20 protein-coding genes and 1 pseudogene are annotated in these 22,599 nt (G+C 64.6%); all 21 read right to left on the reverse strand.

The window, feature by feature from the left end; translation table 11 throughout:
- Positions 1–205: pseudogene (locus VMV64_RS14605) on the reverse strand (zinc metalloprotease HtpX); the annotation flags it as partial.
- A gap of 3 nt (positions 206–208) precedes the next feature.
- The gene (locus VMV64_RS14610) at positions 209–766 is read right to left on the reverse strand and encodes a YqhA family protein (RefSeq protein ID WP_325331629.1); all 558 of its coding nucleotides are present in this window, start codon (positions 764–766) and stop codon (positions 209–211) included.
- Positions 767–774: 8 nt separating this feature from the next.
- Positions 775–1,458, reverse strand: coding sequence for a Bax inhibitor-1/YccA family protein (locus VMV64_RS14615; protein ID WP_325331631.1), 684 nt, complete (start codon positions 1,456–1,458; stop codon positions 775–777).
- 229 nt (positions 1,459–1,687) lie between these two features.
- Positions 1,688–4,345, reverse strand: coding sequence for an AMP-binding protein (locus tag VMV64_RS14620; protein ID WP_325331633.1), 2,658 nt, complete (start codon positions 4,343–4,345; stop codon positions 1,688–1,690).
- Between the two features lie 88 nt (positions 4,346–4,433).
- Positions 4,434–5,210, reverse strand: a complete 777-nt coding sequence (locus VMV64_RS14625; protein WP_325331635.1) for an alkaline phytoceramidase — start codon at positions 5,208–5,210, stop codon at positions 4,434–4,436.
- The gene (locus VMV64_RS14630) at positions 5,203–6,441 is read right to left on the reverse strand and encodes a hypothetical protein (RefSeq protein ID WP_325331637.1); all 1,239 of its coding nucleotides are present in this window, start codon (positions 6,439–6,441) and stop codon (positions 5,203–5,205) included. The genes VMV64_RS14625 and VMV64_RS14630 overlap by 8 nt, the downstream gene beginning before the upstream one ends.
- Before the next feature lie 25 nt (positions 6,442–6,466).
- Positions 6,467–9,175 (reverse strand): HAD-IC family P-type ATPase, encoded by a 2,709-nt coding sequence (locus tag VMV64_RS14635; protein ID WP_325331639.1) that lies wholly within the window; start codon positions 9,173–9,175, stop codon positions 6,467–6,469.
- The gene (locus VMV64_RS14640) at positions 9,162–9,653 is read right to left on the reverse strand and encodes a phosphate-starvation-inducible PsiE family protein (RefSeq protein WP_325331641.1); all 492 of its coding nucleotides are present in this window, start codon (positions 9,651–9,653) and stop codon (positions 9,162–9,164) included. The genes VMV64_RS14635 and VMV64_RS14640 overlap by 14 nt, the downstream gene beginning before the upstream one ends.
- A gap of 16 nt (positions 9,654–9,669) precedes the next feature.
- Positions 9,670–10,686, reverse strand: a complete 1,017-nt coding sequence (locus tag VMV64_RS14645; protein ID WP_325331643.1) for a sodium:calcium antiporter — start codon at positions 10,684–10,686, stop codon at positions 9,670–9,672.
- A 138-nt stretch (positions 10,687–10,824) separates the two neighbouring features.
- Positions 10,825–11,469: a pentapeptide repeat-containing protein gene (locus VMV64_RS14650; protein WP_325331692.1), complete on the reverse strand. Its 645-nt coding sequence runs from the start codon at positions 11,467–11,469 to the stop codon at positions 10,825–10,827.
- A 35-nt stretch (positions 11,470–11,504) separates the two neighbouring features.
- On the reverse strand, positions 11,505–12,845 hold the full coding sequence (locus tag VMV64_RS14655) for an ArsB/NhaD family transporter (protein WP_325331645.1): 1,341 nt from the start codon (positions 12,843–12,845) through the stop codon (positions 11,505–11,507).
- A gap of 1 nt (position 12,846) precedes the next feature.
- Positions 12,847–13,308: a CBS domain-containing protein gene (locus VMV64_RS14660; protein ID WP_325331647.1), complete on the reverse strand. Its 462-nt coding sequence runs from the start codon at positions 13,306–13,308 to the stop codon at positions 12,847–12,849.
- Between the two features lie 33 nt (positions 13,309–13,341).
- Positions 13,342–13,989 (reverse strand): HPP family protein, encoded by a 648-nt coding sequence (locus VMV64_RS14665; RefSeq protein ID WP_325331650.1) that lies wholly within the window; start codon positions 13,987–13,989, stop codon positions 13,342–13,344.
- A 41-nt stretch (positions 13,990–14,030) separates the two neighbouring features.
- Entirely contained in the window at positions 14,031–14,798 is a 768-nt protein-coding gene (locus VMV64_RS14670) for an HAD family hydrolase (protein WP_325331652.1), read from the reverse strand.
- Positions 14,799–14,870: 72 nt separating this feature from the next.
- A complete protein-coding gene (gene ppc / locus VMV64_RS14675) occupies positions 14,871–17,678 on the reverse strand; it encodes a phosphoenolpyruvate carboxylase (protein WP_325331654.1) in 2,808 nt (935 codons plus the stop codon).
- Between the two features lie 82 nt (positions 17,679–17,760).
- Entirely contained in the window at positions 17,761–18,936 is a 1,176-nt protein-coding gene (locus VMV64_RS14680; protein ID WP_325331656.1) for a ketose-bisphosphate aldolase, read from the reverse strand.
- 11 nt (positions 18,937–18,947) lie between these two features.
- Entirely contained in the window at positions 18,948–19,493 is a 546-nt protein-coding gene (gene purE, locus VMV64_RS14685; protein WP_325331658.1) for a 5-(carboxyamino)imidazole ribonucleotide mutase, read from the reverse strand.
- On the reverse strand, positions 19,477–20,532 hold the full coding sequence (locus tag VMV64_RS14690; protein WP_325331660.1) for an L-threonylcarbamoyladenylate synthase: 1,056 nt from the start codon (positions 20,530–20,532) through the stop codon (positions 19,477–19,479). Before VMV64_RS14690 ends, purE begins: the two co-directional genes overlap by 17 nt.
- Positions 20,529–21,167, reverse strand: a complete 639-nt coding sequence (locus VMV64_RS14695) for a carbonic anhydrase (protein WP_325331662.1) — start codon at positions 21,165–21,167, stop codon at positions 20,529–20,531. Before VMV64_RS14695 ends, VMV64_RS14690 begins: the two co-directional genes overlap by 4 nt.
- 2 nt (positions 21,168–21,169) lie before the next feature.
- Positions 21,170–22,054, reverse strand: a complete 885-nt coding sequence (locus VMV64_RS14700; RefSeq protein WP_325331664.1) for a phosphoribosylaminoimidazolesuccinocarboxamide synthase — start codon at positions 22,052–22,054, stop codon at positions 21,170–21,172.
- Positions 22,055–22,072: 18 nt separating this feature from the next.
- Positions 22,073–22,501, reverse strand: coding sequence for a phosphate-starvation-inducible PsiE family protein (locus VMV64_RS14705; protein WP_325331666.1), 429 nt, complete (start codon positions 22,499–22,501; stop codon positions 22,073–22,075).
- Between the last annotated feature and the right edge of the window lie 98 nt (positions 22,502–22,599).

The following is a 22,599-nucleotide window of genomic DNA, read 5'->3' on the forward strand; positions in this document are numbered from 1 at the left end:
CCGTCATGCGCTTGGCGCTCCACTTGGAGATGGCGAGCGAGATCAAGGAACCGCCCATGCCCATTACGGCGGCGAAAATCAGCAGGCTGCCGAGATTCAGCCCCGCTTCGGTAAGGTAAGGCTCTACTCCCAGCAGCCGCAGGGTGATCGAGAGCACCAAGACGATGGCCAGGTTGGTGGCGAGAAACAGGAATATGCGTTTCATGATTCAGTCTCCAGGGTGTTCGATTTCTTTTCCGTGTGCTTCGGCCTTGTGGGTGAGGAACAGCGCCGCGCCGATCAGGGCAATGGCACCACCGAGATACAACAGGTCGAGCGGGGACGATATCTTCATGTTCAGCGCCTCCTCGAACAGGGTGACGATCAGGATCATCAGGATTACCTTGGCCAGCCGCGCCTTGAGGTCGTCCAGGTTCTCGATCACCAGGATCTTGCTGGAGGTCTTGCTGCCACGTGCTTCGTCAATGTCGCTGACGAAAAGTTCATACATGCCGAGCGCGAAAATCAGCATGAAAGTGGCCAGCAGGTAACCGTCCACCACTTCCACCACATGGGTGATGGTCTGGTCGTGAAGAAGCTTGCGCGCCTCGCCGGCTAGAGCAGGATCGGCGTAATTGAGCATGTGGCCGACCAGGTACACCACATCCACCGTGGCCATGTAGAAAATCGCGGTGGCGGCAGCCATGCTCGCCACCACCGCAACCACGACCACGAAGCGGCCGTTCCAGAGCGTTTTCTCAAATAGTTTTTCTAGTGTATTCAGCATGCCGGTTTCTATTCGTTGCTATTCATGAAACCCAGCAGATGGAGCAAGCTGGTGAACAGGTTGAAGATGGACACGAACAGCGTGACCGTGGCCATGATGTAGTTGGTTTCACCGCCGTGGATGATGTTGCTGGTTTCGTACAGGATCAGCCCGGACATGAGCAGCACGAAAATGGCCGAAACCGCCAGCGACAAGCCGGGCAGCTCGAAGAACATCGCCCCCAGACCAGCCAGAAAGCCGACCAGGATGCCGACCATGAGAAAGCCGCCCATGAAGCTGAAATCCTTGCGGCTGGCCAGTGCATAACCGGAGAGCCCGAGGAAGATCGCGCCGGTGAGCCCCATTGCCGTCATCACCATCTGGCCACCGTTGGGCAGGCCCAGGTAGTGGCTGACAATCGGCCCCAGAGTGTAGCCCATGAAGCCGGTAAGAGCGAACACGAACGCCAGCCCGAGCGCGCCGTCACGGAACTTGGTGGTGAGGAACAGCAGGCCGAAATAGCCGATCAGAGTAATGATCATGCCCGGATGGGGCAGCTTCATCGCCACCGCCGCCGCCGCGCTCAAGGCGCTGAACAGCAGCGTCATGGACAGCAGCAGATAGGTGTTGCGGATCATCTTGTTGGTGGCAAGCGTCGCGGATGCCTGTGCCGGCAGGGCTTGCGCCTGGTTGATGGAATGGATCGGGTTCATGGTTCTTTCCTCCTTCTAGTAGTAACACCATGAAGTATAGCGACCATTTAATATTCTATAAAGTCGAATATAACTGACATAAAGTTCGATAAACTCGAATATAGGCAAAGCATGGACGCGCTACAGGGCCGCCCTGATGCAGCGTCGCAAACCGTCTGTTCAACGCGTCGCGCAGCATGGCGCGAAGGCGCGGAAAGGTCGGTGGCGGCAAGCAGGGCGGGCAGGCGCCTCATGGGGCGTCCCCCGGCGGCTTTCGCCGCGGCGCTTCCAGGCCGGCCACCGCTTCTTGCAGGGCGAGGGCGAGGCGTTCCGGGGTATCCGGCGCCGTCAGGTCTGGAACCAGCGCCCGCAGGTCGATGGGCGCACCGAAGCGGATGGTAATGGGGACGAGGCGCGGCCAGTGTTTGCCGGTCGGCATGGCGGCGAAGCTGCCGGCGATGTGCACCGGGATGACGCGCAACGGAAACCGCGCCAGCAGCCGGCCGACGCCGGGACGAAAGTCCTGCAGGCGCCCATCCGGGGTGCGCTGCCCCTCGGGGAACCAGGCCAGGCTGTCGCCCTGCCGGATAGCTGCGGCAGAGAGCGCCAGGGCGGCGGTCGCGCCGCGCTCCGGCTCTACCGGCAGGGTGCGGGCGATGCGGCTCAGAAAGCGCGTGACCGGGTTGGCGAAGGCCATGCCGGTATAGCCAGTCCAGCGGGTGCGCGCCACCCGCGCCGGCCCCATGGCGGCGCCCATGATGAAAGGGTCGAGGAAGCTGGCGTGGTTGGCCACATAGATGACCTGCTCATGCGTCGGCAGGTGTTCGCGGCCCTCCACGCGCAGCTGAAAGGCCAGCCGGGCGAGCGGTTCCAGGAGCCGGACGAAGCCCCAGGCAAGGGTACGCGCGAGCGCCCCGGTGGGCGCCAGCCAGCGCCGGTCGACCGCGGTCAGCACCCGCTCGGGCTGATCCCAGGCGGCGGCGCAGACCTCGCCGGCCTTCGCCTCGTTCATTTCGCGCAACAGATCGCGCACGGTTTCGATGCGGGCGATGGCGGCCTCGGTGAGTTCCACGCTGGCTGCCCGCTCAAGATCGAGGGCAATATCCAGCCAGGCCAGCGAATCCACCTGCAGATCCAGGCGCAGACTGGTGTCGGGGGTCAGGCGTCGGCCGGGAAAGCGGCGCACCAGCCACTCCCAGGTCTGGCCCGCTGCGAGCTGGACCAGCAATGCCCGGTCGGCCTCCGGCCATTGGTCCGGCGGCAGGGGTTCGGCCCGCGCGGGCTGCGTCTCGCCAGCGCGGGCAGCCTGGTAGGCTGCGGCCAGCAGATGACGGCGCAGCTTGCCCAGACGGGTGCGCGGCAAAGGGTCGCGGGTGAGCGCGATTTCGGCCACGCGCTGATACGAGGGCAGGCTTGCGCTCACCTCCGCCACCGCCTCACGCACGGCGGCGGCGATGTCGGTGTGTCCGGCGCGGCGGATGGCGCCCGGCTCAGGCAGCGCCAGGCCGAGCAGCCGGCCGCGGTCTTCCAGCAGGGCGAATTCGCGGATGTAGGGATGGCTCTGATAGGCCGTCTCCACGGCCTCGGGCTGCACGTTCTCGCCGCCGGCGGTGACGATGAGTTCCTTGGCGCGGCCGGTGACGAACAGAAAGCCGTCGGCGTCCAGCCGCCCCAGATCGCCGGTACGGAACCAGCCGTCGGCGGTGAAGGCCTCTTGCGTCTTCTCCGGCAGGTTGCGGTAGCCCTTGAAGACATTCGGGCCGCGTACCTGGATCTCACCGTCCGTAGCGATGCGCACCTCCACCCCCGACAGCGGGCGGCCGACGCTGCCCGGGCGGCCCTTGGGCGGGTTGATGCTGATCAGCGGCGCGGTCTCCGTCAGGCCGTAGCCGATCCCCACCTGCCAGCCCAGAGCCCTGAGCCTGGCGGCCAGTTCCGCTTCCAGCGCCGCGCCGCCGCAGGCCAGCAGCCGCAGTTTGGGGGCGAGCCCGGCGTGCAGCAGGTGGCCGAACAGCACGCGGCCAGCATCTAGCCCCAGGCGGTTCAGAAAAAGCGACAAGGCCATGAGCCCGTGCACCAGAGCGGCGGCGATGCCGCCACGCGCCGCCACCCGCGCCTCGATGCCGGCCACCATGGCGGCGTACAGGCGCGGCACCCCCACCATGACCGTGGCCTCGCCATCCTTCAGCGCCCGCAGCACCTGCGGGCCGGTCAGCGCCTGCGGCAGGATCAGAGGCAGCCCCAGGGCAAGCGGCGCCAGCAGCCCCAGCACGAAGGGATAGACGTGGTGCAGCGGCAGCGGCAGGGCGACCCGGTCGGAGGGGGTGAGCAGGCCGGTGGCGGCTAGGGCATCGAGCTGAAAGGCAAGATTGGCGTGGGACAGCGGCACGCCCTTGGGGCGGCCGGTGGTGCCCGAGGTGTAAAACAGGGCGGCCGGGTCGGAGGCGTCCGACGGCGGCAGCGCGACCGCGTGAGGCGACTGCAGGGCCTGCCAACCGCGGGCATCGTCGTCGCACGCATCCAGCAGGACGAGCCTCAACACGGGCGCCAGGCGTGCCAGCCGCTCCACGCGGTCGGATGCGGTGAAAATGATGCGCGCGCCGCTGTCGGCCAGCACATGCGCCAGCACGTCATCGGGGAGTTGCGCGTCCACCGGCAGTACGGCGCCGCCGGCGCGGATGGCCGCCAGCGCCGCGGCGATCCACGGCGGGCTGTCGGGCGCGAACAGGGCCACGGCCTCGCCGCGCTGCAGGCCGGCCTGGATGAGTCCGCCCGCCAGCGCCTCGATGCGGCTGGCGAGTTCGGCGTAGCTCCAGGTGACTGCGCCTGCGGGGCCGAGCGCCAAGATAGCGGGGCGCTGACCAAAGCGGGCGAGGCCAATGAAGATGGGACTGAGACTTACGCTCATGATCGGGTGCTCCTGCCGACGGGGATAAGGGTCAAAGGCGTCTCGCCGTCTGCCAAGCGCGCCGCCAGCATGGGGAAAAGCGTTTTCATCATGGCACGATCTCCTCGCATTGTTTCAGGCGGCGCAGCCGCACATGGCGCAGCAGACCATAGCCCGCCAGGGCGGCGGCGAGGTGTTTGAGGGTATGCCCGCTCACGTTCCCGGTCAACTCGAAAATGGGCCGGTCCAGCCATTCCAGCGCCAGCGCCAAGGCGTAGAGTCCGAGCACCGCGAGCAGGTCGCCGCCGCGGGTATAACGCGCCGGAATCAGCCACAGCAACAGCGGCAGGAGCAGCATGGGGGTGAACTGCACCAGGCCGTAGGCGCGCAAATCCCCCGCCCCGGCCGCCTCGGTCGCCGCCCAGTAGAGCACCGCGACTGGCCCTGCCACGAGCAGCGCCGGCAGGGCGGCAAGGCTGCAGCGCAAACCCAGCCGTTCCGTCAGCACGGCGGCGGTGAAGCCGGCGAAAATCACGCTCATGGCCAGGCGATCCCCTACCAGCCGCGCGTCGGTCGGCTCCAGGTGATACCAGCCGGAAGCGACGCCGGTGAGGACGAGTCCGGCGAAGAACACGGCGTACGGCCAGCGCTCGCGCGGGGCGGCGAACACCCCCTCGGACAGCCGCGCCAATCCCGCTGCCCCGACGACGAGAAAGAGCGCGTTGGAAGCCACGTCGAGAAAATTCGGCACGCCCAGCCAGGCGCGCCGATCGGCGAAGTCGTGATACCACTGCGGCTGGGCAATGGGCGGCACGAAGGCGAACACCGCCGCTGCGATGCCGACGGTGAACGCGGCGAGCCATGCGAGCCGCCCCCGTTCACTCATCCGAGCGCTCCGACAGCAGCACATAGGTGGCCCGGCCCATGCGCCAGGCATCGGGCATTTCCTCGCTCCAGAATTGCCAGGACACTACATGGGCGAGACTCAAATCGACATGGCCGAGGATGCGGTGGATGAGGAACACCCGCGCCCGCTCGCGGCCGACGGCGTTGGACAGCGCGAGCGTCTCCGGATAAGGAATGAGGTTGTCATTCCTGCCATGCACCAGGATGAGCCGCGCCTTGAGCCGCGTGAGATCCTTGTCGGCCAGACTCAGCGCGGCGATATCGCGTTTCATGTTCGCCGGCAGGGCGTCGAACAGGGCGGGGAAACGGTCGCGGTCGCGGTTGGTGACGAGGGCGTAAACCGCCTGCCCCTCGCCGCCGAGCTGCGCCGCCAGATCGTCGAGCCTGGCTGCGCGGTCTTTGAGCCGCCGCTCTATCATGGCTTCGAGCAGCGCCCGGTCACGCGCGCTCGCCAGATAGGCCATAGCCGAGCGCACCAGCACCAGCTGGCCGTATTCGTCAGGCGCGATGGCCTGCCAGCGGCCCTCGTGCTCGAACCATCCCGTGGTGACGAAGCGCGCCGCGCGGGTGAGGTCGTGGTAGCCGCCCACCCCCACGATAAAGCGCACCCGCTCGCGGATATCCGGCTCCAGCGCGGCCAGCACGGCGGGACCCACGGCATAGCTGAAGGCGGCCATACCCGCCCGCCCTTCGGGCGCCAGCTCCGGGCGCGAGACCAGATAGGCGAAAGCGTCGGCCACCTCGCGGGCGTCGCGCGGGTGTATCCGCAGATCGCGAAAGCCCGCCATCTCCGGCACCAGCACCGCGAAACCGGCGCGCGCCAGAGTTTGGGCGAAGGCGACGATGCGGGGGTCGTCCTTGCCCTGCGGCACCGCGCCGGTGACCAGCACCAGGCCGGCACGGGGTTTGCCATCCCCCGGCAGGTAAAGGTCGGCCGCCCGCTGCCGGCCGTCCACGCGGTAGGCGACGGGGGCGCGGGGCGGGGCGGGTGTCTTTGCCTTGAGCCGCGAAGGCGTCTCGCCCGCCACCGTGTCGGCCAGCGCCAGAGCCGATTCGTAGGCGCGCGGGGGCGAGCAGCCTGTCAGTGCCGCAAGACCGAAGACGACGAAAACCCAGAGCGCAAGACTATGCCGCCTCCCCCCCTTTGCTACCGCCGACGAAAGCGCGCCCACGTACCCGGCTTGCTCGGCGCTGCGGCGGATGGGATGCATGCTGTCTTTCGCCTCCGTTTCGGGTTCAGGGGGATGGGCGTGGCGCGTCCGGCTTCGCTTGCCGGTTCCACAACCGCTGCAGAAGTTTCCTCGCCTCTTCAAACAGCAGCACGCTCGCCGCCACGGCGAAGGTCAGGCTCCAGTCCGATGCGGAGAGATCCGTGGTGTGGAAGATTTCCTGCGCCGGGCCCCAGTGCACCACCACTACCTGCAATCCCACCACCCCGATCAGCGCACTCCACAGCTTGCCGTTGGCGAAGAACAGTCGGTTGAAGGCGGTGCCATGCTCGGTGCGGGCGTTGAACACGTTGAAGAACTGGAACAGCACGAAAGTGGTAAAAGCCAGCGTCAAGGCGTGTTCCATCCCGCCCGACGACAACCCATACGAAAACACGCCGATGGTGCCTGCCGCCATGATGGTGCCATAGGCGAGCAGGCGCCAGAAACGCGGCAGGGTGAGGATGCGCGCCTCGGTGCTGCGCGGCGCCTCGTTCATGATACCGGGACGCGCCGGTTCCAGCCCTAGGGTCATGGCGGGCGGACCGTCCATGATGATGTTGATCCACAGGATCTGGATCGCGGTGAAGGGAGTAGGCAGGCCCAGCAGTTGCGCGCCGAGCACGGTGAGGATGGCGCCGACATTGGTGGAGAGCTGGAAACGCACGAACTTGACGATGTTGTCGTAGATGGTGCGGCCTTCCTTGACCGCGCCGACGATGGTGGCGAAGTTGTCGTCGGTGAGTACCATGGTGGCGGCTTCCTTGGTCACCTCGGTGCCGGTGATGCCCATCGCCACGCCGATGTCAGCGTTCTTCAGCGCCGGGGCGTCGTTGACGCCGTCGCCGGTCATGGCGACGACATGGCCGCGCGCCTTCAGCGCCTGGACGATCTTGACCTTGTGCTCCGGGGCGACGCGGGCGAACACCGCAGTTTCCTCGATGTGGCGGGAAAGCTCGGCGACGTCGATCCGGTCGAGCTCGGCGCCGGTCAGCACCGCCCCTTCCAGGCCCAGCTCGCGGGCGATGGCGGCGGCGGTGATAGCGTGGTCGCCGGTGATCATCTTGACCTGGATGCCGGCCTGCTTGCACAAACGGATCGCGTCGCGTGCCTCGGACCGTGGCGGGTCGATGATGCCGACCAGGCCGACCAGGGTGAGCTGCTGCGCCCAGACCATCAGGTCGCCGGCAGGGTCGAAGTCATGCGCCGGGATGTCGCGGCTGGCCACCGCCAGCACACGCATGGCCTGGCCGGCGAGGCGGGCGTTCTCGGCCTCGAAGGCGGCGCGGGCCGCGTCGTCCAGCGGCGACTCGGCGGTTGCGTCGAGATGGCGACCGGCGCGCGCCAGCAGCACGTCGGGCGCGCCCTTCACGAACATGCGCACCCGTTCGCCGTCGTGGTGGAAGGTGGCCATGAACTTGTGCGCCGAGTCGAAGGGGATTTCGGCGATGCGCGGGCTGTGCTCGACCAGACTGTCCGGCTCGATGCCGCCCTTCATGGCCAGCGCCAGCAGCGCGCCCTCGGTGGGGTCGCCGATCAGCTCGCCGGCGCGGATGCGGCTTTCGTTGCACAGGGCGGCGGGCGCCAGCAGCGGCAGAAAATCGGGTGGTGGCAGGCCGTCTTCGGCGGCAAACTCTCCCTCGCCAACATAGCCCTCGCCGGACACGGCAAAGCGCCGCCCGCGGTAGAACAGGTTGCGCGCGGTCATCTGGTTGAGGGTCAGGGTACCGGTCTTGTCGGAGCAGATCACCGAGGTCGAGCCCAGGGTTTCCACCGCCGAGAGTTTTTTTACGATGGCGCGGTTCTTCGCCATGCGGTGCATGCCGATGGCCAGCGTCACCGTCACCACCGCTGGCAGCCCCTCGGGGATGGCGGCCACGGCCAAGGCGATGGAGGTCATGATGGTCTGCACCAGGGGATCGCCGCGCAGGATGCCGAGCACGAAAATCAGGGTCACCACCACGCCGGCGATGATGGCCAGGCGCTTGCCTAGCCCGTCGAGCTGGATTTGCAGCGGGGTGGGGCTTTCCTCCGCCGTATCCAGCAGGCCGGTGATGCGCCCCATCTCGGTTTCCATGCCGGTTGCGGCGATCAGCGCCTCAATCCGGCCGCGGGTCACCACGGTGTTCATGAATACCATGTTGAAGCGCTCGGCTAGGGGGTGCTCGCCGGGCGGAAGCGCCTCGGCGTGCTTGCCCACGGCGTTGGATTCGCCGGTCAGGGCTGCTTCCGCCACCTCGGCGTTGTGCGCCGCCAGCACGCGTGCGTCGGCCGGAATCCGGTCGCCCGCCTCCAGCAGCACGATGTCGCCGGGCACGAGGTCTTCGGCTGCGATTTCCAGCACCTCGCCGCCGCGCCTTACCCGCGCATGCTGCGCCAGCATCTTCTTGAGTGCCGCCAGCGTCGCCTCGGCGCGGTGCTCTTGGTAGAAACCGAGTGCGGCGTTGAACACCACCACGATCAGGATCACCACCGCGTCCTTGATGTCGCCGATCGCGCCCGCCAGCGCGGCTGCGCCGATCAGCACGATCACCAGCAGATCCTTGAACTGGTCGAGGAACTTCATCCAGGCCGGACGCGGCGGCTTTTGCGCCAGACGGTTGGGGCCATGGCGTTCCAGCCGCTGCCGCGCTTCGGCTTCGGTCAAGCCCTGGAAGGTGGTGTCAAAGTGTGCCAGCGCCGCGTCAGCGGCAATGGTCCAAGGTTCCATTTTCTGGCTGACGTTATGGTTTTCCATCAATATCCCTCGTGATTCGAGAATCATGCGCAGCCGGGACACCACGCACCGCGATCAGGTAGTAGCCGATGACCAGTGCGAGAATGACCGCTGCCGAACCATAAATGTGTTCCGGAGTCGTTTCCTTAAAATCGAACACGATCACTTTGCGAGAAATCGCCATCAGCGCGGTGCCCAGCACGATTTCCACGGCAAGGCGGTGGTCGCGGTGATCCTCCGCGTAAAGGATGATGTTGTGGTAAATCTCGATGGCAATCAGCACCGCCATGAAAGCGCCGAAGGTGGCCAGGATGTCCCTGATCTCCAGCAGCATAAAGGGGTGACTGGGATCCGTCAGGCGCTGGTAGAGCACGTAAACGATGTCGGCGACACCCCAGATGATCACCAGCACCATGATCACCGCGACTACCCTGGCGACTTGGCGGATGACCCGGTTGAGAAAACCGATGACTTTATCGTCACTTCCTTTTTCCGACATAACGCTCTCCTTCAAATCAACCGCCGTGGAAATACAGGGCGTAGCTATTGAGCAGATAAATCGCCACCAGCGCCAGACCCGGCCAGCTCATGACACCGCCGATGCGCTTGCGCGGGCGGGTAAGCAGGCCGATCACCACCACCGCGCTCATGGCGATGGCGGCCAGGGCGGTGACGGCGTGAATGGAGCTAACGTGGGCCAGCAGCGGGCCGGGCAGGTAAAACACGTCGTCCACCGCGAGGATGGCGATGTTGAACAGATTGCTGCCGAGCAGGTTGGCGATGGCCATGTCGATGGCGCCCAGGCGCAGCGCCGCGAAGGTCACCGTGATCTCGGGCAGGGAGGTGACGGCGGCGACGAATTGGGTGCCGACGAAGCTGCGGCTCCACCCCACCAGATCGGCGAGGTCGGCGGCGATGAAAGGCAGCATCGATCCCGCCGCCACCACGGCGACGGCGGCCACGGCGTAGCGCGCTCCGGCCTGGCGCAGGGTGATGCCGGGGTAGCGGGCGGCCTCGGCGGCCTCGAATTCAGCCACATCTTCCCGCTCGTAACGGAATGCCGCATGCATCGCCGCCAGATAAACCAGCAGGAAGGCCGGCGCGTACAGGCCGACATGAGCCAGCGCCGGCATCCGCCCGGCTTGGGCGAGGAGCAGGCCAGCCGCGCTCATGACGATGAGCAGGATGCCGTAAGCCGCAATCAGCAGATGGCCTTTCCTTCCCCCGGCAAAGATCGATCCCTTGCGGTAAACGGCGTCGAGCAGGGCGAGGATCAGCAGGTTGAACACGCAACTGCCGAGCACGTCGCCCACGGCGATATCCGTTTCATGGGCGGCGGCCACCGAGCTGATTCCCGTCACCAGTTCAGGCAGGGAAGTCACGGTGGCGAGCAGCGCCAGTCCGATCCACGACCCAGACAGCCCGGTCTTCTCGGCGATCACATCGCCGTAGCGGGAGAGGTGGTAGCCCGCCACCACGATCACGGCGGAGACGATGGCGAACTGCAGCCAGGTTTGCAGGATTTCAAGCATTCAAGCTCCCGTTCACTTGTCCATCGAACAGCTTACCACCAGCCAAGCGCACAAAGGCGTCGCGGCGGGCTTGCGCTGTTGCCGGCTTTTATACCGACATACTCCGGGTGATTTCGAAAAAAGCCTGTTCGCAGGTTTCTACTTGTTGCAGCGCCCTATCGAGCCGATCCCGCAAGTCCGTCCATCGGTCCAGACAGCGCCTTTGAGCAACGCGCCGTGGAGCAGGGTATTTTTCAATTTTGCGCCGGCGAGATTGGCCTTCTTGAGATTCACCATACCGAGATGCGCGCCTTCCAGGTCGGCGGTTTGCAACTGCACGTTTTCCAGATCGGCGCCGGACAGATTTGCATTCTTCAGGCTGGCGCCTTCCAGGTTGGCACCCTCAAGGTCCGCGAGCTTGAGATCGGCCTTGACCAGCCGGGCGCCCTTGAGGCTGGCGCGCTCCAGATTGGCGCTTTCGAGGTGGGCATAAGCCAGATCGGCGCCATCGAGATTCGCTTCGCCCAGGTCGGCCTGCTGCAGGCTGGCATGGCTCATGCGCGCGCCCTTGAAATTCGCCCCCTTGAGGGAAGCGCCCCGGAGGTTGGCATGTTCCAGATCGGCGCTTTCGAAGTCGGCGCCGTCGAGTTGGGCATCACGCAGGTCGGCCCACTTCAGATCGGCGCCACGGCATTGCGGAACGGGGGCTTTCCAGCAGTCCGAAGCCGCCAGGGCGGCGTCATGGATCAGCAAGCCCGCCAGCGCCAACAGCCAGAAACGATACCTTGCCGCTTTTTTTCTCATCACTCAGTCTCCTTGTCGATTCGAAACACCACGCCTCACAAATAGCGCAACCACAGATAGCCGCTACTGACCGCAATGCTCGCCAGCATCAGCGGAAACGCCATCAGCATGAACGGCAGGAAGCGGATCGGCTGGCCGGCGCGCTCGGCGAAGCCGGCCACCACCAGGTTGGCGCTCGCCCCCACCAGGCTGCCGTTGCCGCCCAGGCAGGCGCCCAGTGCCAGCGACCACCACAGGGTATTGATGCTTTCCGCGCCGAAGGTCGGCGCCATGCTGTGGATCACCGGGATCAGGGTGGCGACGAAGGGGATGTTGTCCACCAGCGCCGAGGCCACCGCCGATACCCACAGGATGACCAGGGCGGTGGCGGCGAAATCGCCGCCGGTCAGCTCCAGCAGTTGTTGCGCCAGGAGCTTGAGGGCGCCGGCCTTTTCCACCCCCGCCACCACCACGAACAGGCCGACGAAGAAAAAGATCGTGACCCATTCCACCTCGGCGAAGCCCCGCTGCACTTGGTGGGACTGATCTTCGCCGTTCTGGTCCCAGACCCGCAGCAGTAGCAGCAGCGCCGCGCCGAACATGGCGATGGTGGCCGGTTCCTGGCCGATGACGTGGGCCAGCATGAAGCCCAGGATGACCAGCGCGATCACCGCCAGGGATTGCTTGAGCAGGCGCGGGTCGGTAATCGCCCGGTCCGCGTCGAAGGCCATCACTTGGGCGCGGTCTTCCGGCGCGGCGTAAAGCTTTCTGCCCCAGATCAGGTAAAAAGGGATCAGCGTCAGGATGAAAACCACCAGCGCCAGCGGCGCGAGGTTGAAGAAGAAATCGTTGAAGCCGAGCCCGGTCGCGGAGCCGATCATGATGTTGGGCGGGTCGCCGATCAGGGTGGCGCTGCCGCCGATGTTGGAGGCGAAGATCAGGGCGAACAGGTAAGGGTAGGGCTTGAGCTTGAGGGCGTCTGTGATGAGCAGCGTCACCGGGGCGATCAGGAGCACCGTGGTGACGTTGTCGAGCAGGGCGGAAAACAGCGCCGTCACCACCGACAGCATCACCATCAGCCCCCACGGATCGGCCTTGACAGCTTTAGCGGCGACCACCGCCACGTACTGGAACACGCCGCTTTTCTGGGTGATGGCGACGATCACCATCATGCCGGTCAACAGCCCGATGGTGTTGAGGTCGATGCCGGCGAAGGCCTCGCTCTGGTGCAGCACACCGGAGAAGATCATCAGCCCCGCGCCGAGCAGGGCGACGATGGCGCGGTTGATTTTCTCGGTGACGATGACGGCGTAGGTGGCGACGAAGATGGCGAGCGAGACCAGCAGCGGGCTCAGGCCGAACAATACCTGCGTAGCGGTGGCAGCGGCGCCGTGCATGTCACAGCCCCGCCTGTTGCGCGAGATAGGCGAGCAGCGCGCGGCGGCTCAACATACCGCGCAGCTTGCCGTCCGCGCCCACCACCGGCAGCGGCGCGGTGCTGTTGGTGAGCAGCAGAGCCGCTTCCAGCAGCGGACAATCCTCGTCCAGCAGCGGGATGTCCTTCCTGGCGAATTCCCCCACCGTCAGGCGCTCCAGATCATGCAGCCGGCTGGTCAGCATGCGCTCGGCGTCGCCGGCAAACCTGAGGTCGGACAAGCCCCCTTCCGCCCGCGCGCTGGCCGGGATCAGCGCCCGCAGCACGGCGTTGGTGCTGACGACGCCGGCGAAACCGCCGCTGCCGTCGCACAAGGGCACATGGTTGATCTGCTTCTCCAGCATGAGTTTTAGTGCTTCCATCAGCTTGGCCTCGGGCTGAAGGCAAAGCGTGGGCGGATAAATAGGAATGGCCTTGATCGACATTTTTTTCTCCGGCTTAAGTTAAATTTTCCACCGTCACGCCCATAAACTCAGGGGCGGGTCGGCGATGACCGCGCGCAGGATGTCGCCGCGCGAGACGAAGCCCACCATTTCCCCCGTCTCATTCACCACCGGCACGCCGGTGAAACCGGTATCCAGCAGCACACTGGCGATGCGGCGGATGTCGGCCGCTGGGTCGGCGCTCACCACGGGACTGGCCATCACCTCGGCCACGGTGCGGGCTAGGACATCGCGCACCTCGCCCCCCTCCACGTTGAGCACGGTGAGTAGGTCGCGCTCGGAGACGATGCCCACCAGACGATGCGCACTATCCAGCACCGGGGCTTGGCGAATGCGCCCTGTCACAAGGGTGCGCCAGGCTTCTTCGATCCGCGACTCCGCCCGCACCGCCGTCACTTCCCGGCTCATGATCTGGTAGGCATGATAGAGCGGGCCGCGTTCGGTCTCTTGATGCCACATCCCCGGATAGGCACGGGCGGCGGCTTCATAATTTGCGCCGTCTTGATCCGTACGCCGGGCGGTCTGGGGTATCTCCACACCCGGCTCCTCGCCCTCGCGGGCGAGGCCGCGGGCATGATGGGCGCGCATCACCCCCGGCACCTGAATCAACTGCTCCAGAGGGCCGTGGAAAGTCTGGCCGGTGACGCCATAGATGGAGAACATTTATCGTGACCTTTCCTTTTCAACCTGGCGGAGCATCAGTTTTAATTATGCCTTGGGTGCAGCCATGTCGCCAGCAGAGCCGGATCCACATATCGCCGTCCGTGCAGGCTGCCCTTCAGCACGACCGCAGCGGGCTGCTCCGGCTCGCCCAAGTCGGATAGCACGGCGACCGCGCCGGTGAAGTCTTCGTGCGCGGTGTAGCCGTTGATCGTGATCAGCGTGCAGAGGCTGGCGCCGATGGCGGCCTTGAGGCCATTCGCCGAGTCCTCGACGGCAAGGCAAGACGCGGGCGGTAGAGCGAGGCGCTCCAGCACCCAGCGGTAGATGTCCGGGGCGGGCTTCTTGGCAGACACCACATCGCCGGCACCGATCACCTCGAACCAGCCGACGCTCTCGGCGCCCAGGCCGGTTTCGAGCAGCGCCGTCACCGCTTGCGGGGCGGAGGTGGTGGCGATGGCCAGGCGCACGCCGCCCTGCCGCAGTTCCCGCAGCAGGCGCGCCACGCCGGGGCGGAGTGGGATGCCCGGCTGTTGCAGCAGGGCGGTGAAATGGCGGGTCTTCGCAGCATGCAGGCGGGCTATCCAGGCATCGAAATCCTTCCGGGACAACAGTTCGGGATGGTTGCGCTCGACATAGCCGCGGATACGCTCCTTGCCGCCGCCGATTCTGAGCAGTTCGCCGTAAAGCGCTTCGTCCCAGTTCCACCCCAGGCCGAATTCGCGGAACGCCGTGTTGAAAGCAACGCGGTGGCCATCCCGCTCGGTGTCGGCGAGGGTGCCGTCCACGTCGAAAATGACAGCTTCAAGCATGGGGCGACTTTAGCCCGGCCGGCGCCTCGTCGATTTCCGGGTAGTTCAGTGCCAAGGCGCGCCAGGCTCTCATCAGCCGGTGTTGCGCAAGCCTGCCGCAATCGCGTTGATGGAGCGCAGCAGAGGTCTGAGCCAAGCTTCGCGCTCCGCCTGCGGCAGGCTTTCGTCGCGGCAGCGTTGCAGCAGCAGCACCTGGATGTGGTTCAGCGGGTCCAGGTAGGGATTGCGGCGCGCTAGCGACAAGGCCAGCTGCGGCGTTTCCTGCATCAGGCCGGTGGCGCCGGTGATATCCAGTACCTGGGTGACGGTTCGGTGATACTCATCGCGAATCGACCGGTAGATCGCGTCAGCGGTTTCCCGGTTTTCCGCCAGTGCGGCATAGCGGGCGGCGATGCTCATGTCGGCCTTGAACAGGGCCATCTGGGTGTTGCTGAGCAGCGCCCGGAAAAACGGCCATTCCCGGAACATGCGCTGCAATTTGGCCAGGCGCTGCGGATCGTTGCTGTGCCAGTTGTGCAGCGCGGTGCCGATGCCGAACCAGGCGGGCAGGGTGTGGCGCGACTGAGCCCAGCCGAATACCCAGGCGATGGCGCGTACCGAGGCTTTGGAACGGTCGCCCTTGTTGCGGTGGGAGGGGCGCGAGCCGATGTTGAGCAGGCCGATTTCGGTGACCGGCGTGGCTTCGTAGAAATAGTCGATGAAACCCGGCGTGCGGTCGGTCAGGCCGCGGAAGGCGGTCTCGCCGTCTTGCGCCAGCTTGTCCATGATGTCGAGGAAGTCGCTGCGACCCTGCTTCTGCTCACGGATCAGGCTGGTGCTGGCCTTGAGCAGGCCGGTCATGCCCATCGACAGTTCGTAGGAGGCGGTTTCGACATTGCTGTATTTGAACGACAGCACCTCACCCTGTTCGGTGAACTTGATCTGGCCGCGCACGGTACCCTCAGGTTGCGACAGGATGGCCTCGTGGGTGGGGCCGCCGCCGCGCCCGACTGTGCCGCCACGGCCATGGAACAGGCGGCATTCGATGCCGCGCGCCTGGGCCAGCGTGGTGATCTTGGTCTGCGCATCGTAGAGCGACCAGGCCGAGGCGAGGATGCCGCCGTCCTTGGCGGAATCGGAATAGCCGATCATGACTTCCTGCAGCTTGCTGGAGCAGCCGAGCAGGGCCGCATAGGCCGGGTTGTCGAGGAGCGCTGTCATCACCGGCTGGATGTGTTCCAGGTCGATGATGGTTTCGAACAGGGGCGAGATGCCGATATGGCAGAACCAGCCCTGGTCATTGCGGCCGGCCAGCCCCGCCAGGCTGGCGAGGAACATGACTTCCATGACGTGGCTGGCGGCATGGGTCATCGAGATGACATAGGAGCCAAATGCCTGTGGGCTGACTTCCTGGCGCATGCGCGCCATCACTTCAAAGACTTCGAAGGTTTCGCGGCTGGTGTCGCTGAGCATTTCGCGCTTGACCGGGAGGTTCTGTGCACGGGCGATCAGGTCGCCCAGCAATTCCAGCCGTCCGGTTTCGTTCAGGCTGCCGTAATCCGGCATGCCTGGTTGCTGGGCGAGCAGTTCGGCAACGGCTTCGGAATGGCGTGTCGATTCCTGGCGGATATCGAGGTGAACCAGGTAAAAGCCGAAGGTTTCCGCGTTGCGGATCAGATCCTGCAGTTCACCGTTGGCAGCCGCGTGGTCGCCGTGGCTGACTAGCGAATCGCGCATCAGGGTGAGATCTGCCAGGAATTCCCGCTCCGACGGGTAGCTGTCGGCACAGGCGTTCCCGCTGTGGCCCTCGATCAGCGCATCCACGGCATCCAGGTTGTGTTGCAGCCGGTGCCGCATCAGGTAAAGCTTGCGGCGGTAGGGTTCCTGGCCGAAATGCTGGGGGTAATCGCCGAACACCGCGGCAAAGCGCTGTTCGTCCTGCGCCAGGCTGGCGGCCATTGGGTCGCTGATCGTGCACAGGCGTTTCGAATGGGTCAGCACATGGCTGAGGTTGATGATTTCGTGCAGGTAATGGCGCAATACCTCCCGCTTCTGCAGGCGCAGGGCGAGGACGGTGGTGTCGTGAGTGACGAAGGGGTTGCCGTCGCGGTCCCCGCCGATCCAGGAGCCGAAGCGCAGGATGTTTGGCACCCGGATACGCCGGCCTTCCGCCAGTTCCGGCCCGTAGACGCGGTCGATGGCCTTTTCCAGGTAGCGGTAGGTTTCGGGCACGGCCTTGAACAGGCTTTCGCGGAAATAAAATAGCCCGTTCTTGATCTCGTCCCGGACCTGAGGCTTGCTGGCGCGCACCTCGTCGGTTTTCCACAAGGTCTGGACCTGCCCTTCGAGCTGGCTGATCAGTTCCTGGCGCTGTTCCTTGCCAGTGCGCGGGTCGTCCAGGCGCTCGGCGGTGAGGAAGATGCGGCGCAGATGTTCCATGATGGTGCGGCGCTTGGATTCGGTGGGATGGGCGGTGAACACCGGAATGTAGGCGGCCTTGTCGAACAGGGTCTGGAGTTCTGCGGCGCTGATCCCCTGGTCGTGGAACTCCCGCAGGGTGGCGTCGAAAGAGCCCTTCCACAAGGGGCCGCCATGATATACCTGGGCGCGACGGGTCTGGTGCTGGAAGGATTCCTCGGCCAGGTTGACCAGGCTGAAGTAAATGCTGAACGCGCGCACCACATGGGTGAGCGTCTCCGCATCCAGTGATTCGATGATCTTCTCCAGGCGGCGCCGGCTGGCTGGCGAATCTTTCTTGTGCAAGCGGATGTAGCCTTTGCGCAGGGCTTCCACCGCATCGAGCACGCGGCCGTCTTGCAGGGGACGCAGGACGTTGCCGAGCACGTTGCCGAACAATTTTACGCGGGCGCGCAACTGGGTATCGCTAGGTATTCTGGACATGCTTTCAGTGGCTCTAAGTTCATTAAAAAGGCGCCAAGCTGGCGCCATGGGCCATCATCCGAATACGGTGCTCGATTTGTCGTTACTCGCCGAGTTCGAAATCCATGGCCGCCCTATCCGCACCGCCTTGCTGGGACAGGCTGTTGGCGAATTTGAGCTGCTCGGGGTGGTTGCTGAAGCTGGCAGCCACTTCCGGCGTGGCCAAACGTACCAGCCAGCAGCGGCGGCGGTTTTCGCCATTGACCGCGGTCCCGGCCTGCACGCGCCGCACCCCGGGAATGGCCGCGAGGGTTTCCTTGCTCCGGATCACCATCGTGGCGGCCGCCTCTTCAGACAGGCTTGCGGGCTGATTATACAGCACGATGTGTTCGACTTCGCGCCACGGCCGGCATTGCGCCAGCACTTCGGCGGCACGGCCGCTACTGCCCCACAGGCGGATGCAGCGCTCCACTTCGGCGCGTATGGCGCCGCGGACGCCATGTGTGATTGCTTTGTAGCTCTTCTGGCCGGGGCTGACGTTGGCTTTGATGGAGTTGGCAGCCGCCTCGGAGAGCGCCGTATAGTAGTTGATCTTGGCCACGCCATTGGCGATCAGCTTTTTGCACTGATCGTCGGAAAGGCCGGTGCCGCCATGGATCGCCAGCGGGATGCCGACTGCCTCATTGATCTTGGCCAGGCGCGCGTAATCCAGTTTGGGTGTGCCGCTCATCCGCCCGTGCACGGTGCCGATGGATACCGCCAGGAAGTCCACGCCGGTTCGTTCCACGAAAGCCTTCGCTTCGGAGGCCAGAGTGTAGACCAGACCGCCGGGAATTTTTATGCCCTCCTCATCCTCATCGCCGGGCACGTAGCCCAGTTCGCCTTCCACCGCCACGCCGCAGGCATGAGCCATGTCGGTCACTTCTCGGGTAAGCCGGAGGTTCTCGTCGAGGGGTAACAGCGAGGTGTCCACCATCACTCCATTGCAGCCCGTCCGGATGCCGCGCACGGCGGACTCGATGTTTGCGCCGTGATCCAGACAGATGGCGACCGGGACTTTGGCTCGCTGTGCCGCCACAGTCACAGCCGGCATCAGCAGCTCCAAATCGTAATAACTGAAATGGGATTCGATCAGGTTTAGTATGACCGGCGCTCGACAGTCTTCCGCAGCCTGCAGGACGCCTTGCACAAAGTCCAGATTGACCACGCCGAACGCTCCGACGGCATAACTATGACGGTAGGCATGTTTGAGCATGTCGGCCATGTGGACGAGGGGCATCGTGGCTTCCTTTATTTTTCCGTCAGTTTCGCCAGCGCTTCATCCGCGGTCTGGTCGTAGCGGGCGCGTTCCTTTTTCGCCGCAGTTTCCAGTGCATTGTTGATTTCCGGGAATTTCAGCGCCAGGATGCGGGCAGCCAGCATGGCGGCGTTCTTGGCGCCATCCACCGCCACCGTGGCAACGGGCACGCCCGGCGGCATCTGTACCGTAGAGAGCAGAGCGTCCAGGCCGGACATGATTCCGCCCGAGAGCGGCAGGCCGATTACCGGCAGGCGGGTGTGGCCGGCGATTACGCCGGCCAGATGGGCGGCCACGCCGGCACAGCCGATCAGCACCTGCACGTCTTCCCTGTGCGCCCGCTCGAGGTAGGCTAGCACCTTGTCCGGGGTGCGATGGGCCGAGGCCACCACGATTTCGCTGGCGATGCCCAGTTCGGTCAGGGTGTCGCGCACCTTGACCACGGTGGGCAGGTCATTGGGGCTGCCGGTGATAATTCCGACCAGAATCCTGCTGCCGGCATCCTGGGTGGTTTTTTTTGCATCAACTGATTTCTTCATACATCTTCTCCTGAGGTTGAATTTCGGCGGGGCAATACACAATAGCAGCGCGGCGCAAGCGGTCGTTCACCGCTTGCCAATCAACGTCCACGGGCGGCGCTTCGGCCAGAATAAAGTCAAAGCGGACGCCATCGAGTTGGCGTAAAGTCGCGTAAAGCTTGTGCGCATAGGCAGCCGCCGCGGCGGGCATCTGGAAATGCAGCAGGTGTGGGCTGTCTTGACAGGGCGATGTCAACCCCAGCACCGCCACCCGCTGTTCCCGCTTCACCAGCTCCCGGCTGCGCCGCTTCAGCGACTCGGCAGACAGGACCTCCAGCGGCGTCACGGGCGCATAGTGTGAGGGAAGGCTCCCCGACACGCGGACGGCGGATTGTGCGGTGTCAGGCGCCTCAATTCGCCCCCCCAGCACGGCTTCAAGCGCCGCGACGGAGATGCCGCCGGGCCGCAATAACAGCGGGGTTCCGCCAACAAAACTGATTATGGTGGATTCCAGGCCAACCCGGCAGGGTCCGCCGTCCAGCACCATGTCCACCGCCTCGTCCAACTCTGCGCGCACATGCGCCGCCGTGGTCGGGCTGATGCGCCCGAAGCGGTTGGCAGAGGGTGCCGCCAGCGCCTTTTCCGGCCCCAGTTCCTGTAGTAGCGCCAGCGCGACGGGATGATCGGGCACCCGCAGCCCCACCGTATCCTGGCCGCCGGTCACGGCGTCAGGAACATGACGCTGGCGCCGCAGGATCAGCGTCAGCGGGCTTGGCCAGAAGCTCTCCGCCAGATGTCGCGCCGCTTGGGGAATCTCCCGCGCCCATCGATCCAGCAGGGAGGCGTCGGCGATATGCACAATCAGCGGATGGTCTGACGGCCGGCCCTTGATTTCGAATATCTTGCGCACGGCTTCCGGGTTGGCGGCATCCGCGCCCAGCCCGTAAACCGTCTCGGTAGGGAATGCCACCACCCCGCCCGCCCGCAACAGACGGGCCGCCGCTGCGATTTGCGTGTGCCGTTCCCGATCGCTCACTCCGTCGCTCCGCATGCTCGTCATGAAAATGCTTCGAAGAGGTTGCTGACCGGGTTGTAGCGCAGCAATTCGCCGTGCTCCATATCAAAATACCAGCCATGCAGCGTCAATTTTTTTTGCGCGACCCGTTCCAGAATCCAGGGAAAAGTCAGCAAGTTGTCCAGGGACACCAGAATGGCTTCCTGCTCGCAGGCCCGCGCCTGCTTTTCCAGGGGTTCCCCATGCATGCGGGACAGCACACGGTTGCGCGCGTTGCGGGCAACTTTCATCCAGCCGGAAACAAACCCTTCCTGAGGTTCGGCGCCCGGCGTTGTGCTCATCAGTGCCCGAATGCCGCCGCACTGGGCGTGCCCCAGCACGATAATGTCTTCCACTTCCAGATTGCGCACACCGAACTCCAGCGCTGCGCTGGTGCCATGATAGTTGCCGCTGGTTTCGAACGGCGGCACCAGATTGGCCACATTGCGAATGATGAACAAATCGCCGGGGTCGCAGTCGGTCACAATGGCGGGGTCCACCCTGGAATCGCAACATCCCACCACAATCGTCTTGGGAGACTGGCCTTGCTTGGTGAGGCGGTCGAAGAGGGCATGATTCTCTTCATAATTGTTGCTGCGGAACCGTTTGAAGCCGTCGACAAGTTTCTCGATGTGACTCATTGTCAGACCTCCGTCAGGCGCTTTAACGCTTGGCGGTATTTTTCGCCGGTTTTGGCGGCGACTTCCGGCGGCAGTTCCGGGCCGGGGGCCTGCTTGTTCCAGCCGGTGGATTCCAGCCAGTCGCGCACGTACTGTTTGTCGAAGCTGGGCGGGTTGCTGCCCGGCCGGTACTGGTCGGCGGGCCAGAAGCGGGAGGAGTCAGGGGTCAGCGCCTCGTCGATCAGATAGAGTTTGCCATGGGCGTCCTGGCCGAATTCGAATTTGGTATCGGCGATGATGATGCCCTTGGTTGCGGCAAATGAGGCGGCTTCTTTGTATAGGGCGATGCATGTGTCGCGCACCTGGGCGGCTAGTCCCTTGCCGAGCAGTTGTTCGGCCTGTTCGTAGCTGATGTTTTCGTCGTGTGCGCCCATTTCCGCCTTGGTCGAAGGGGTGAACAGCGGCTGCGGCAGCTTGTCGGCCTCGCGCAGGCCTTCCGGCAGGGGGATGCGGCATACGCTGCGGCTCTTCTGGTATTCCTTCCAGCCCGAGCCGACCAAATAGCCGCGCACGATCGCCTCGATCGGCAGTGGCTTGAGTTTCTTCACCACGATGGCGCGACCGCTGACTTGCTCGCGTTCGTTTTCTGCGACTACGGATTCGGGGGCAATGCCGGTGAGCTGGTTGGGGATAATATCCTTGAGCCGGTCGAACCAGAAGTTGGAGATGGCCGTCAATACTTCGCCCTTGCCGGGGATGGGGGTGGGCAAAACGACGTCAAAGGCGGACAGGCGGTCGGTAGTGACAATCAGCAGGTGCTGGTCGTCGACGGCATAAATGTCGCGCACTTTTCCGCAGTTGAGCAGGGGCAGGCTTTTGATGCCGGATTGATACATCGGTGTAGTCATGACAAGATTCCGTAGGTCTCAGTTTTTAAGGGTGTTGCGTGAATCTGCTGCCGGCTCGTCGCCCGGATACGGATAGCGGACATGGCCAAAACGGATTAGCAGCACGGCCACCGTCAACATCAGGATCGAGCCACTCACCGCGAGCATGCGCCAGTCGTCCATGGCTTTCATGTCCAGGATCAAATAGCGCGCCAGCGCCACCATGCCGATATACAGCGGAAAACGCACCGGCAGTTTGCCTGAACCGTAATACAGCCCGACCATCGCCAGCACTTCCAGGTAGAGGAAGAGCAGCAGAAGGTCCGCCAAGGTCACCTGCGCCGCGTGCACCATGACCATGACTTCGCTTGCCATGGCGTACACCGTGGCAATGGCGATCACCAGCAGGCCGATGTGCTCCACCAGGGAGAGCATCCACTTGTTGAATTCCTGGATCGGTTTTTTCATCGTTGATCTCCTCAAGGCCGCGCAAAATACGGACAATCTACCCGAAAAATCGAGGATAAGGAGTGCTTTGCCCTATTGCTTTCCTTGGCGCCTTGGGC

Origin of the sequence: Sulfuricella sp., from assembly GCF_035531155.1 — a bacterium.
Classification (GTDB): Bacteria; Pseudomonadota; Gammaproteobacteria; order Burkholderiales; family Sulfuricellaceae; genus Sulfuricella.